Here is a 12,536-nt window from a genome sequence, read left to right as displayed (position 1 = left end):
GCGACAACGTCGCAACTACGGGATTGCCCGATGCACCGTGCGCGGCCGTACGTCATCAGCATACTGCTGCGCGGGAAATTTGGCATGCGGTGCGTGCGATCGTCGTAAAAATCTGTATGCACCGCGCGACGCGCTCACCGTGCCGCACTCGCCGGATGCGGCGCGTCGGCCGGTGGCGTGGTGCTCGACGCATTCGGCAGCACCCACTCCGGATGCTGTTCCAGTTCGCCGGCCAATGCGCGCAGTGCGCGCGATGTTCGCGCGAATTGCGTCAGCGTGCGGTGGAGGTTCGATGTACCCGCACCCTCTTGCCGGAGCATCGCCTGCGCAGCCGTGAACGTCTGTCGCGCAATGCCCAGCGCGTCGCGCGCATGCGGCGCGAGTTCGGTATCGAGTTGCGTGAACAGCGTATTGGTGTTTACGAGCGCTGCGTTCAGATCCGTACCTATGCGATCGAGCGGCAACCGGGACAGTGTTCCGGCGATATCGGCAATTTGCACGCGCAGCACGTCGAGCGTGCCGGGCACGGTCGGCAACGCGATCGGCTCGCGATTCGTGTCGACCGAGGCGGGCGGCGCGTGCGGGAACATGTCGAGCGCGACATACGACCGGTTCGCGATCGGGTTGCCCACGCGCAACTGGCCGCGCAACCCGCGCGCGACGAGCGTGCGTAGCAGCGCCTTGCCGGCGTCGGTGTCGCCGTTGCCGAGCACGTCGCGGTAGCGCTGCCCGAGGCGATCGGGGTAGAGCGCCATCGTCACGCGCATCGTGACGTCGCCGCGTGCTGCGTCGTATTCGGTGCCGACGGCCGTTACGTTGCCGAGTTCGATGCCGCGAAAATCCACCGGCGCGCCGACATCGAGGCCGCGCAGCGAGCGATCGAAACGCATCACGACGGGCGCGGCCGGCGCATTCGGCGTCCGCATCGCGTCGATTTCGTCGTCGGCCACGCGAAAGCGCTTGCCGTCCGGCGCCGCGACGATCGATGCGCGCCCGGGCGGCGACGCGAACGCGAGTGCGCCGGCGAGCATCGCGGCGATCGACGGCGTGCCGAGTTTCATGCCGCCCGCGTCGAGCCGCAGGCCGATGCCGCCGGCCTGCCACCAGCGCGCATCGACGTCGACGTACCGATCGAACGGCGCGGCGACGAACACGTCGATCGAGACGCCGTGCCCGTCTGCATCGAGCGCATAACCGGTCACCTGGCCGACGCGTGCGCGCCGGTGATAGACCGGCGAACCGATCGCGACCGAGCCGAGCGACGCCGTGTGCAGCGTGTAGTGACGGCCGCCGTCTTCGGTGACTGGCGGCGCATCGAGCCCGATGAACGTCGCGCGCGGTGCGCGCGAACCGCCTGTCGCGGCCGCGATGTACGCACCCGATAGCACCGAATCGAGACCGGAGAGGCCGCCGGGCCCGATGCGCGGCCGCACGATCCAGAAGCGTGTGTCCGCAACCGCTAGTGCGTGCATGTCGGTGTCCAGCTGCACATCGACGCGCACGCCCGATTGCCCGCGCAACGCGCGAACGCGCGTCACGCGGCCGACTTCGACGTTGCGCAGCCGCAGCGTCGATCGGCCGGCTTCCAGCCCGTCGGCTGTCGCGAACGCGATCGTGATCGTCGGCCCGCGGCTGCCGAGCGACGCGACGCCCCATGCGACACAGAACAAGGCGGCCGCGAGCGGAACGACCCAGAAGATTGCTGCTCGCGGCCAGTGGGCACGCGCCTGCGCAATACGCGCCACCGTTAGCCGACGGGTGTCAGTCGAATTGCGCGACGAGTGCATCGGCGCCCTTGTCGATGCCGGTTTTTGCCGCGCTGAGCGCGCCGAAACTCGCGCCGATGTTCATCGCATTCGGATACTGCTTCGTCACGTACGCGCTGATCAGCCGGTTCGTCGATGCATCGCGAATCTCCACCGCGTAAATGACCGAACCCGTGAATGCGCCTTCGCGGCCGCGGATCGCCTGCACGCCGTTGTAGACGTTGCCCGCGAGATCGAAATGCGCGAATGCGCCGGCAAATGCCGTCGTCGTCACGGCGCCTGTCAGCGTCAGCTTCACGCGCAGCGTGTCGGGGCCCGGCGCGCTCGTCAGTTCGAAGCGCTTGCCGAGCTTCTTCGCGAACGTGTCGCCCATATACGTGGCAAGCGTCGACTTGTCCTGGTCGGTCAGGTTGCCGAACTGATGATCGGTGCCGCGATAGACGGCCACCGGGTCGAGGATCAGCTTCCGGTACTTGTGCCAGTCCGCCGGCAACGCATAGCGGTAGGGCACGCGGCCGGACTTGTCTTGCGGATCGCTGCGCAGGTACGGCGACGATTCGATGCCGCTATAGCGGGCCGGCTGGACGCCGGCGCATCCGGCGAGCGCGATGCAAAGCGCGGCGTTGAGCAGGTGGCTGGGCTTGATCGATCGGTGCATCTGATTCTCCGGGTCGGGGTGCGCGCCGGTAGCCGGCGCGAAGGGTGGTGCAACGGGGCGGCATCGCCGCTCGGGGTTCAGTAAAAAAACCAACTAGACGGTTTGTTTTTGGGGCGCAACGACTGCATGAATTCCGGAGGCGATGGGCGGTTCGGCGGCGGTCATCGGCCGGGCAGCCGCACCACCGGCGGTGATCGCGCACCTGTGACCGGTGCGCAAAACAGCCGTTGATCCGGCCGGAGCCGATGCGGGAGCCGATCGTAGCACCGCCATTTCCGGATGTAAACCGACCAGGCGGTTTGTTTGTGATAGACTCCGCGCACTTCCTGCATGCGGTCGCGCCGGTTCGGCACGGTCGCGTTGCGTCACTCCATACCGGGGAAAGTTCATGGATAACCCGACGCGTTCCGAGCGAACGCGCACTGCCGCGATCCAGGCGGCGCTCGCGATCCTCGAGCGCGACGGTCCGGGCAAGCTCACGTTCGATGCGATTTCACGCGAAAGCGGCATCAGCAAGGGCGGGCTGATGCATCAGTTCCGCACGAAAGGCGATGTGCTGAACGCGCTGATGGAACATCAGCAGGACTACTATCAACGATTCCAGCGCGACTATCTGGCTGCGCGCGATCCGCGCGAAGCGCAGCCGACGTTGTCCGCGCAGATCGCGACGATGCGCGAAGTGATCGACCAGCAGCCGTCGGCGGCGCTCGCGATCATGGCGGCGCTGGTCGAGGATCCCGCGCCGTTGCAGCAGGTTCGGGACATCGATGGCGAGAACGCAAAGCGCATCGCAGCCGAATCCGGCGATCCCGACCTTGCGCTGCTGCGATGGAAGGCGGCCTGGGGGCTCGCGCTATCGGCGATGTTCGGGCTGTGCCCGCTGTCGGCCGACGAGCGCGCGCGGCTGTTCGACCGTTTGCTCGACGAGACGCAATGGCCGTCGGGCGGTGGCGCTGCCGCGCAGCGCGGTGCGCCGGCGGCGGCGAAATCGTCGCGGAAGAAATGAAGCGCGCGTTTGTTACATGCGGTGCGGCGGTCGCCCGTTTCGGGCGCTCGCTGCTCGCGGTCCTGCTCGGGCGACTGTGAACGTTTGACCGGCGGCTTGCGCGCTCAGCGTTTCGCTTCCGCGCCTTCGACAAATAACTTCGCGACCGACTGGAACTCCCGTTTCAGCGACAGCCCCGGCACGGTCAGCCAGCGCAGCATCGCGGCGAGATACAGGTGATGAAACCACGTCGCGAGCTGGTCGGCGCGCAGCGTGCCGTTCAGTTCGCCGGATTGCTGCCCCGCGGCGATCAGTTGCTGCCATACCCGCGCGATATCGCTGCCGTTCTCTCCACCGCTTGCCGGTTCGACCGCGCCGATGCTCAGGAAGCGATGCCGCAAATAAGCGAGCAGATACACGGGATGCTGCTCGCACCACGCGGCCGACGCGTCGAGCACGCAGCCGATGCGCGATGCGAAGGTCTTGCGTTGCGCGACGTCGCGCTGCAGATGCGCGAGATCACGCGCGAGTTCGCCTTCGAGCCAGTGCGCGAGCACCGCTTCCTTCGTCGGAAAATGGTTGTACAGCGTGCGCTTCGCGACATCGGCCTGCGCGGCGATCTGCTCCATCGTGACGGCTTCGTAGCCGTGCGTATCGAACAGGCGCGCGCCGGTGGCGGCAAGATGCGCGAGCATCTGGATGCGCTTGCGCGCGCGGCGGCCCGGATCGTCGGTCGGAATCGGCATGGCGGGGGAGATTGACTGAAAGTGCACGAGTTGCATTAGTATACGACGTGCATTTTTACGAAGCCATCCGTTTCCGTCGTGCACGAGGAGTCACGCATGAAGCTCGTCATCGCCACCTACGGCACCGAAGGCGACACGCGCCCGCTCGCGGCGCTCGGTTGCGCGCTGACGGGCGCCGGCCACGATGTCCGGCTGCTGGCCGACGCGGCGACGCTCGGCGCGGCTGCCGCGCTTGGCGTGCCGTCGGCGCCGTTGTCCGGCGATATCCGCCGCGCGATCGCACCGGACGGCGCGTTGGCGGATGCGGTGCGCGGGCGCGGCGGTTTCAACGACACGTCGAAGGCGCTCGCGGCGATCGCGAATGCGAACACGGCCGCGTGGATGCGCGAAGTCGCGGACGCATCGGCCGGCTGCGACGCGATCCTCGTGTCGGGGCTCGCGTCGTTCGTCGGGCTGTCGGTTGCCGAGTATCGCGGCGTGCCGGCGATCGGCACGGGCATGATCCCGATCACGCCGACTGCCGAATTCGCGTCGCCGTTCCTGCCGCCGGGGAAGCTGCCGCGCTGGCTGAACCGTGCGAGCCACCGGCTCGTGAACGCGCTGTTGTGGCAGGCGTTCAGGAGGGCGACGAACGCGGCGCGCGCAAGCGTGTGCGGGTTGCCGCCGCGCAAGCAGGTGTGGACCGATCATCCGATGCTGTACGGCGTGTCGCCGGCGCTGCTGTCCGGCCCTGCCGACTGGCCGTCCCAGGTGCTCGCATGCGGCCAGTGGCGTATCGATGCGCGTGCATGGACACCACCGCCGGCACTCGCGGCCTTTCTCGACTCGGGCGATCCGCCGGTGTACATCGGTTTCGGCAGCATGGCCGGCTTCGACCGGGCCGCGATGGCCGACGCGCTGGCGCATGCGCTCGCCGGGCGGCGCGCGCTGTTCTATCCGGGCTGGAGCGGTATCGACGCATCGATGTTGCCGGCGCAGGTCTGCGTGATCGGCGACACGCCGCACGACTGGCTGTTTCCGCGCACCTCGATGGCGATTCATCACGGCGGCTCGGGCACCACGCATTCGGCCGCACGGGCCGGCATTCCGTCGGTCGTCGTGCCGTTCGCGGGCGATCAGTTCTTCTGGGCGAACCGGCTGCAGCGGCTCGGCGTGGCGGATGCGCCGGTCGCGGGGCGGCGCGTGGACGCTGCCGCGCTGGCGCGAGCGATCGCGTTTGCCGAACGCGGCGATACGAAGGCGCGTGCAACGGAACTCGGCGCGCGCATCGCGCAGGAGGACGGGTTGACGCGGGCGGTCAGTGCGATCGAGCGATGGGGACGGCCCGGCGCGCGGTGATGCCGTGCATCAGAAATGCCCGGTGAACCGGTAACGGCTGCCCGGATGCCAGAGATTGGCCACCGACGCGACCAGCCCCTGCGACCACGTGCGCCGATGCAGCATCAGGCACGGCTCGCGTTCGTCCATCGTCAGCCGCTTGCGCGTTTCCGCGTCGGGCATCGCGGCCTCGATCCGGTATTCGACGCGCTGCAGCGGCGCGACGCGCGTCAGGTACTGGTTCGGCGTCGTCGTCGTGAAGTCCTGCAACGCATATTCGGGCGCACAGGCCGGATTGACCCAGCGTTCCTCGAGCTGCACGGGCGTGTCGTTCTCGAAGTGCAGCACGCGCGAATGGAAGATCGGGCTGCCCGTGTCGAGCTGCAGTTCGTCGGCGAGCTTCGTATCGGCGATTGCTGCGCCGACCTGCAGCACCTGCGCGCGATAGCCGTGGCCGCGCGCGGCGACTTCGTCCGAGATGCTGCGGATCGCGACCAGCGTCGATTCGTACTTCGGCGATGCCACATACGTGCCGGAGCCGCGCGTGCGCGTGAGCACCTGCTCGGCCGTCAGCTCGCGCAGCGCGCGATTGACGGTCATCCGTGCGACGTTGAATTCGCGCGCGAGTTCGTTCTCCGACGGCACCTGGTCGCCTTCCGCCCATTCGCCGGCATGAATGCGCGCGAGGATGAAGTCCTTGATTTCCTGATAGATCGGTGTGGTCATTGCATCGCTGTTGGAGAGACGCACGGTTGGCGGTGCGCGGCGACGTCAGTATAGACAACCTGACGGACCGTTTCCCATCGGGGAGACGCCGAGGCAAGCAATGCGCGGCGCACGTGTGCCCGACCATCGCGATGGTCGCCGTGCGGGCGGCGATGCAGTCCGCCGGGACGGGCAAGACGCAGTCGGCCGATCTCGCCATCGATGGTGCGAGCGGTAGGCGATCGCCTATTCCTGCCCCCCGGTTTCGCGGCCATTTCCCGGACCTGTCGCGTTGCATGTGCGTCGGTCTCCGTTTTGACCGTATTGTCTAGACAAATCTCCGATGCGCATGCGATTCCACAATCGTGAGACGAAAGTCGTCAACCCGCCGAAAGAAATCTGTAGCCATTTGAAATAAAAGAAAAATTCCACCGGAGGATCGAGGTTCTCCGAATAGAGATAAACACGGATTGCACGGGTAACTCGGTAAACGGCAAAGTTGTATGTACAACTTGGGTGTCCGGACGATGGCGCGCAGGTTGGGCAGGTGCGGCCCGCCCGCGGGACATCTGCCGAGTCCTCCGCCACTTACAGGAACGTCATGAAGAAACTCGCGCTCAGTATTGCCCTTGCCTGCATCGCGGTCGGTGCCCATGCGAAGGATTGGTCGACGATCCGGTTCGGCGTCGACGCCAGCTACCCGCCGTTCGAATCGAAGGACGCAAGCGGCAAGGTCGTCGGTTTCGATGTCGATCTCGGCAACGAGATCTGCGCGCGCCTGAAGGCGAAGTGCGTGTGGATCGAAAACGATTTCGACGGGATGATCCCGGCGCTGAAGGCGAAGAAGTTCGACGGCGTGCTGTCGTCGATGTCGATGACGCCGGCGCGCGCCGAGCAGATCGCGTTCTCCGACAAGCTGTTCAACACGCCGACGCGCCTCGTCGCGAAGAAGGGCGCGAACCTGCAGCCGACGGCCGAATCGCTGAAGGGCAAGTCGGTCGGCGTCGAGCAGGGCACCATCCAGGAAACCTACGCGAAGGCCTACTGGGCGCCGAAGGGCGTGCAGGTCGTGCCTTACCAGAACCAGGACGGCGTGTACCAGGACCTGACGTCCGGCCGCCTCGACGCGGCGCTGCAGGACGGCGTGCAGGCCGATCTCGGCTTCCTGAAGACGCCGCGCGGCGCGAACTTCCAGTTCGCCGGCGGCGACATCAACGATCCGAAGACGCTCGGCAACGGCGCGGGCATCGGCCTGCGCAAGGACGACGCCGAGCTGAAGGCGAAGATCGACGCGGCGATCGGCGGGATGCTGAAGGACGGCACGTACCGGAAGCTCGAGAAGAAGTACTTCGCGTTCGACGTCTACGGCGGCTGACGCTTTCACGGCGCACGCGGTTTCGGCCGCGCTGCGCCGCTTGTTTTTCCGGATCGGGATACGCTGACATGATTTTCCAGGGATTTGGCCCGCTGTTGTGGGCCGGCACGGTCGAGACCGTGAAGCTCGCGGTGCTGTCGCTCGCCGCGTCGCTCGTGCTGGGGCTGGCCGGCGCGGCGGCGAAACTGTCGACCAACCGCGTGCTCAAGGCGGTCGGCACCTTCTATACGACGCTGATCCGCGCGGTGCCGGACCTCGTGCTGATGCTGCTGCTGTTCTACGGGATCCAGATCCTGCTGAACAACCTGACCGACCTGATCGGCTGGGACCAGATCGACATCGACCCGTTCGTGGCCGGCGTCGTGACGCTCGGCTTCATCTACGGCGCGTACTTCACCGAGACGTTCCGCGGCGCGTTCCTCGCGGTGCCGCGCGGCCAGCTCGAAGCGGGCTTCGCGTACGGGATGGGCGGCTGGCGCGTGTTCCGCCGCATCCTGTTCCCGCAGATGATGCGCTTCGCGCTGCCCGGTATCGGCAACAACTGGCAGGTGCTCGTGAAGGCCACTGCGCTCGTGTCGATCATCGGCCTGGCCGACGTCGTGAAGGCGTCGCAGGACGCGGGCAAGAGCACGCTCGATTTCTTCTTCTTCACGCTGGCTGCGGGCGCGATCTACCTCGCGATCACGACGGTATCCAACGTCGTGCTGCATCACCTCGAGAAGCGATATTCCGTCGGCGTCCGGAGGCTCGCGCTGTGATCGAAATCATCAGCCAGTACTGGCAAAGCTATCTGTATACCGACGGCTACCGCTTCAGCGGCCTCGCGATCACGCTGTGGCTGCTGGTCGTGTCGATCGCCCTCGGCTTCGCGCTGGCCGTGCCGCTCGCGATCGCGCGGGCATCGTCGAACCGCTGGATCTCGGGCCCCGTGTGGCTCTATACGTACGTGTTCCGCGGCACGCCGCTCTACGTGCAGCTGCTGATGTGCTACACGGGCATCTACAGCCTGCAGGTTGTGCATAACCATGTGCTGCTCGACACGTTCTTCCGCAACGCGATGAACTGCACGCTGCTCGCGTTCGTGCTGAACGAATGCGCGTATGCGACGGAGATCTTCGCGGGCGCGATCAAGGCGACGGCGGCCGGCGAGATCGAGGCCGGGCTCGCGTACGGGATGTCGCGCTTCAAGCTCTATACGCGGATCATCCTGCCTTCTGCGCTGCGCCGCTCGCTGCCGAGCTACAGCAACGAAGTGATCCTGATGCTGCACGCGACGACGCTCGCGTTCACCGCGACCGTGCCCGACATCCTGAAGGTCACGCGCGACGTCAATTCGGCGACGTACATGTCGTTCCAGGCCTACGGCATTGCAGCCGCGCTGTACGCCGTCGTCGTGTTCACGCTCATCTGGGCGTTCCGCAAGCTCGAGACGCGCTGGCTCGCGTACCTCTCGCCGCGCGGCCATTAATGCATTCGCAAGGAAGGACCAAGCATGTACAAGCTCACCGTTGACAACCTGCACAAGAAATTCGGCGACAACGAGGTGTTGAAGGGCGTGTCGATGAAGGCGAAGGCCGGCGACGTGATCAGCATCATCGGCTCGAGCGGCTCCGGCAAGAGCACGTTCCTGCGCTGCATCAACTTCCTCGAGCAGCCGTGCTCGGGGCAGATCACGATCGGCAACGAGCCGATCCAGACCGCGCGCGATCGCAACGGGTCGCTGCGCGTGGCCGACCAGAAGCAGTTGCAGCGGATGCGCACGAAGCTGTCGATGGTGTTCCAGCACTTCAACCTGTGGGCACACATGACGGTGCTCGAGAACGTGATCGAGGCGCCGATGGCCGTGCTCGGGATCGGCAAGGATGAAGCGATCGCGCGGGCGCGCATGTATCTGGAGAAGGTCGGCCTGGCGCCGCGCGTCGAGGGCATGTATCCGTCGCACCTGTCGGGCGGTCAGCAGCAGCGCGTCGCGATCGCGCGCGCGCTGGCGATGGAGCCTGAAGTCATGCTGTTCGACGAACCGACCTCGGCGCTCGATCCGGAACTGGTGGGCGAAGTGCTGAAGGTGATGCAGAAGCTCGCGGAGGAAGGGCGCACGATGGTCGTCGTCACGCACGAGATGGGTTTCGCGCGCAACGTGTCGAATCATGTGATCTTCCTGCATCAAGGGAAGATCGAGGAGGAAGGGAATCCGCAGGAGATTCTCGTGAATCCGAAGAGCGAACGGCTCGGGCAGTTCCTGTCGGGGCGGTTGAAGTAAGCAGGCAGCGTTGCCGTGATCGCGCAGGTGCCGTGGGGCGAGGCCGGGGCGTCGCTGCCGGATTGATCACGGTGCGCATGCGCCAGCCGACGCGCATCATGCGCACGTTTGCGACAAACCGCCTTCGGGCGGTTTTTCTTTGCTTCTTTCCGGAACCGGCGTGTCTGCCCCCCGGATCGTTCGTTTGAATGCCGAATCGTTTTCAACCTGACAGACTGGAAGGTCTAGAAAGACATTCGTCAGCTTTGGCCGTCGTCGGCCACGCGGTGTCAAACATCGTCAATTGCGCGCTACGCGGTGCACGGAGTGTCGACGACCGGCGTTAAGGAGATAACGGCCGGATCACCGGCTGACCTACCCGGGAGAGTTCCATGAACCGCATCGCGAAGATCCTGACCGCCACCGCACTTGCCTGCGCCGTCCTCGTTCCGGCGCTTGCCGAAGCGCATTCGCACCGCGAGTGCCATTTCGAGCATCACCACCATCGCGTGTGCCGCTGGGTGCGGTAACCGTGGGTTTCCCCGGGGATGCCCGGGACGCTTTCACTATGCAGGCCAATCAGGAGAGGACTATGAAAAAGACGATGTTGATCGCCGCGCTTGTCGCTGGCATGGGTATGTCGATCGGTGCGTTTGCGCAGGTTCCGGCCAGCGCGCCGGCCGGCACGACCGGTCTGTGCAAGGACGGTTCGTTCTACTCGGGCGCGTCGAAGAAGGGCGCATGTGCGGGTCATAAGGGTGTGAAGACCTGGTACGGCGCATCGTCGGCGGCTGCGGCCAGCGCGCCGGCCGCGATGGCACCCGCCACGGCGGCTTCCGCTTCCGCTGCGTCCGGTGCAGCGCCCGCGAAGAGCGCGCCTGCGACGACTACGGCCGCGGCGCCGGGCGGCGGCGCGGGCAAGGTGTGGGTCAACGACAGCACGAAGGTCTATCACTGCTCGACCGACAAGTACTACGGCAAGACGAAGCACGGCAGCTACATGTCGGAAGCGGATGCGAAGGCGAAGGGCTTCCATCCGTCGCACGGCAAGGCCTGTTCGTAAAACGCAGGCCGGGCGAGCGCCGTCCGGGCGCCGCCGGACATCACGCCCCGCCGCCACGGCGGGGCGACTCTTTTGGAATGCTGGTCGTTGCGCCGCCGCACGGGCTCAGTGGGCCTGATGCGATGGTGTTTCGGCCGCCGCATCGTGCCCGGTTGCGCGTGCATCGAGCAGTGCCCGCAGCGTGACGTAGTGCGTGCCGCTCGCGTTGCCTTCCGCATCCGTGGTGCGATCGTACGGCTCGTTGTCGTGGATCGTCGCGCGCACGATCGGATAGATCTGCGTTTCCCATCGGCTGCCGTTGAATACGCCGTAGTGGCCCGCACCCGTCTGCACGTGGTGCGTCTTCAGATACGGCGGCAACCCAGAACACAGTTCCTGCGCGGCCACCGTCTGGCCGACTGCGCAGATATCGTCCTTCTCGCCTTCGATCGTCAGCAGCGCGGTGCGATGGATCGCCGCCGGTTCGACGAGCCGGTCGCCGACCGTCAGCTCGCCGCGCGCGAGCGCGTATTGCTGGAACACCTTCTCGACCGTTTCCAGATAGAACTCCGCGGTGAGGTCGGCCGTCGCGAAATACTCGTCGTAGAAGTGCCGCAGCGTATCGGCTTTCGCCGGGTCGCCCTTCGCGCGCTCGTGATACAGATCGGCAAACGACGCCGCATGCCGCTCGGGGTTCATCGACATGAATGCGCCGACCTGCACGAAGCCCGGATACACGCACCGTTGCGCACCGACAAAGCCCGCCGGCACGATGCTGATCAGGTTCCGCGCGAACCATTCGATCGACTGGCTCGTCGCGAGCGCGTTGACCTTGGTCGGATTCACGCGGCAGTCGATCGGGCCTGCCATCAGCGTCAGGCTCGCGGGCTGCGCCGGATCGCCGCCGGCGGCCATCAGCGAGACCGCCGCGAGCGCGGCGACGGTCGGCTGGCAGATCGCGAGCACATGCGCGTCCGGGCCGACGTGGCGGATGAAGTCGATCACATGCACGACGTATTCGTCGAAGCCGAACCGTCCGGCCGTCAGCGGGATGTCGCGCGGGTTGTGCCAGTCGGTGATGTACACGTCGTGGTCGGCCAGCATCGTGTGCACCGTGCCGCGCAACAGCGTCGCGAAATGCCCGGACATCGGCGCGACGATCAGCACGCGCGGCTGACGCGCGACCGGCCGCGCCTTGCGGAAATGCAGCAGCGTGCCGAACGGTGTGGCCGCTGCCGCTTCCTCGACGATCGGCACCGTTGCGCCGTCGACGACGATCGATGCGATGCCGAACGGCGGACGCCGATGCGAGAACGCGCAGCATTCGAGCAGTTCGCACAGCGCGTCGAGCATGCGGCCCGTCGGCGCCGCGGTGGACGGCGGCCATAGCGACATCGTCGCGCGGGTGGTGGCCGCCCATGCACGCGCTGGCCGCAGGCATTCGGCAGACCATTGATAGAACGGATAGGCAAGCAGATTCATGACCGTCGCTCGTTGCGCCGCATTGCATTGAACGAGGCAAGCCGTGTGCCAGCGCGCGGCTGGCACGCGCGTTGCACGCGGTTCGGCAATGCGGTGACGCACACAGCACGCGACGACGGCCGGCCGAAGGCGCTGCGTGGCCGCGCCGGTCTCGCGTGTCGCCGATGCCGCGACATCGTGCAGCGCTGCGCCAGTTCGGCGAATGCGCCGCACCGGTATGG

Annotated in this window: 13 protein-coding genes; 8 read left to right on the top strand and 5 right to left on the bottom strand. The window is 66.4% G+C overall.

Annotated elements, in window-relative coordinates:
* Positions 1-134: 134 nt before the first annotated feature.
* A complete protein-coding gene (locus tag CUJ89_RS28650) occupies positions 135-1,670 on the bottom strand; it encodes an intermembrane transport protein PqiB (protein ID WP_236654984.1) in 1,536 nt (511 codons plus the stop codon).
* A gap of 91 nt (positions 1,671-1,761) precedes the next feature.
* Entirely contained in the window at positions 1,762-2,424 is a 663-nt protein-coding gene (locus tag CUJ89_RS28645) for a DUF3313 domain-containing protein (RefSeq protein WP_114180659.1), read from the bottom strand.
* 388 nt (positions 2,425-2,812) lie between these two features.
* On the opposite strand from CUJ89_RS28645, the gene CUJ89_RS28640 reads away from it, so the two are divergent.
* On the top strand, positions 2,813-3,430 hold the full coding sequence (locus tag CUJ89_RS28640; RefSeq protein WP_114180658.1) for a TetR family transcriptional regulator: 618 nt from the start codon (positions 2,813-2,815) through the stop codon (positions 3,428-3,430).
* 104 nt (positions 3,431-3,534) lie between these two features.
* Here CUJ89_RS28640 and CUJ89_RS28635 read toward each other — a convergent pair whose 3' ends face one another.
* Complete coding sequence (locus tag CUJ89_RS28635) at positions 3,535-4,155, bottom strand: TetR/AcrR family transcriptional regulator (RefSeq protein ID WP_114180657.1); 621 nt, start codon at positions 4,153-4,155, stop codon at positions 3,535-3,537.
* 96 nt (positions 4,156-4,251) lie between these two features.
* Here CUJ89_RS28635 and CUJ89_RS28630 point away from each other — a divergent pair, with 96 nt between their 5' ends.
* On the top strand, positions 4,252-5,493 hold the full coding sequence (locus tag CUJ89_RS28630; RefSeq protein ID WP_114180656.1) for a glycosyltransferase: 1,242 nt from the start codon (positions 4,252-4,254) through the stop codon (positions 5,491-5,493).
* A 9-nt stretch (positions 5,494-5,502) separates the two neighbouring features.
* Here the strand turns inward: CUJ89_RS28630 and hutC are convergent, their stop codons facing one another.
* Positions 5,503-6,198, bottom strand: a complete 696-nt coding sequence (hutC, locus tag CUJ89_RS28625) for a histidine utilization repressor (RefSeq protein ID WP_114180655.1) — start codon at positions 6,196-6,198, stop codon at positions 5,503-5,505.
* Between the two features lie 580 nt (positions 6,199-6,778).
* On the opposite strand from hutC, the gene CUJ89_RS28620 reads away from it, so the two are divergent.
* The 6 genes from CUJ89_RS28620 (at position 6,779) to CUJ89_RS28600 (ending at position 10,854) form a co-directional block, all read left to right on the top strand.
* Positions 6,779-7,552 (top strand): ABC transporter substrate-binding protein, encoded by a 774-nt coding sequence (locus CUJ89_RS28620; protein ID WP_114180654.1) that lies wholly within the window; start codon positions 6,779-6,781, stop codon positions 7,550-7,552.
* 68 nt (positions 7,553-7,620) lie between these two features.
* On the top strand, positions 7,621-8,310 hold the full coding sequence (locus CUJ89_RS28615; protein ID WP_114180653.1) for an ABC transporter permease: 690 nt from the start codon (positions 7,621-7,623) through the stop codon (positions 8,308-8,310).
* Positions 8,307-9,020 carry an ABC transporter permease gene (locus CUJ89_RS28610; RefSeq protein WP_114180652.1) on the top strand — a complete coding sequence of 238 codons (714 nt, stop codon included), beginning with the start codon at positions 8,307-8,309 and terminating at the stop codon, positions 9,018-9,020. Before CUJ89_RS28615 ends, CUJ89_RS28610 begins: the two co-directional genes overlap by 4 nt.
* Positions 9,021-9,044: 24 nt before the next feature.
* A complete protein-coding gene (locus CUJ89_RS28605; protein ID WP_114180651.1) occupies positions 9,045-9,812 on the top strand; it encodes an ABC transporter ATP-binding protein in 768 nt (255 codons plus the stop codon).
* Between the two features lie 371 nt (positions 9,813-10,183).
* The gene (locus tag CUJ89_RS38365; RefSeq protein WP_201752341.1) at positions 10,184-10,321 is read left to right on the top strand and encodes an HHHH-motif protein; all 138 of its coding nucleotides are present in this window, start codon (positions 10,184-10,186) and stop codon (positions 10,319-10,321) included.
* 62 nt (positions 10,322-10,383) lie between these two features.
* Positions 10,384-10,854 (top strand): DUF3761 domain-containing protein, encoded by a 471-nt coding sequence (locus CUJ89_RS28600; protein ID WP_114180650.1) that lies wholly within the window; start codon positions 10,384-10,386, stop codon positions 10,852-10,854.
* 105 nt (positions 10,855-10,959) lie between these two features.
* On the opposite strand, the gene CUJ89_RS28595 is transcribed toward CUJ89_RS28600, so the two are convergent.
* A complete protein-coding gene (locus CUJ89_RS28595; RefSeq protein WP_114180649.1) occupies positions 10,960-12,315 on the bottom strand; it encodes a polyhydroxyalkanoate depolymerase in 1,356 nt (451 codons plus the stop codon).
* Positions 12,316-12,536: the final 221 nt, after the last annotated feature.

It is taken from the genome of Burkholderia pyrrocinia, assembly GCF_003330765.1.
Classification (GTDB): domain Bacteria; phylum Pseudomonadota; class Gammaproteobacteria; order Burkholderiales; family Burkholderiaceae; genus Burkholderia; species Burkholderia pyrrocinia_B.
Note: the sequence above shows the minus strand (reverse complement) of the source record. Positions and strands in the feature narration are given on the sequence as shown.

What these genes read in the sequence shown, in the direction of transcription:
- CUJ89_RS28615 (WP_114180653.1), top strand. Translation starts at nt 7,621, where the DNA reads ATGATTTTCCAGGGATTTGGCCCGCTGTTGTGGGCCGGCACGGTCGAG.
- CUJ89_RS28600 (WP_114180650.1), top strand. Translation starts at nt 10,384, where the DNA reads ATGAAAAAGACGATGTTGATCGCCGCGCTTGTCGCTGGCATGGGTATG.
- CUJ89_RS28630 (WP_114180656.1), top strand. Translation starts at nt 4,252, where the DNA reads ATGAAGCTCGTCATCGCCACCTACGGCACCGAAGGCGACACGCGCCCG.
- CUJ89_RS28595 (WP_114180649.1), bottom strand. Translation starts at nt 12,315, where the DNA reads ATGAATCTGCTTGCCTATCCGTTCTATCAATGGTCTGCCGAATGCCTG.
- CUJ89_RS28605 (WP_114180651.1), top strand. Translation starts at nt 9,045, where the DNA reads ATGTACAAGCTCACCGTTGACAACCTGCACAAGAAATTCGGCGACAAC.
- CUJ89_RS28620 (WP_114180654.1), top strand. Translation starts at nt 6,779, where the DNA reads ATGAAGAAACTCGCGCTCAGTATTGCCCTTGCCTGCATCGCGGTCGGT.
- CUJ89_RS28635 (WP_114180657.1), bottom strand. Translation starts at nt 4,155, where the DNA reads ATGCCGATTCCGACCGACGATCCGGGCCGCCGCGCGCGCAAGCGCATC.
- hutC (WP_114180655.1), bottom strand. Translation starts at nt 6,198, where the DNA reads ATGACCACACCGATCTATCAGGAAATCAAGGACTTCATCCTCGCGCGC.
- CUJ89_RS28645 (WP_114180659.1), bottom strand. Translation starts at nt 2,424, where the DNA reads ATGCACCGATCGATCAAGCCCAGCCACCTGCTCAACGCCGCGCTTTGC.
- CUJ89_RS38365 (WP_201752341.1), top strand. Translation starts at nt 10,184, where the DNA reads ATGAACCGCATCGCGAAGATCCTGACCGCCACCGCACTTGCCTGCGCC.
- CUJ89_RS28640 (WP_114180658.1), top strand. Translation starts at nt 2,813, where the DNA reads ATGGATAACCCGACGCGTTCCGAGCGAACGCGCACTGCCGCGATCCAG.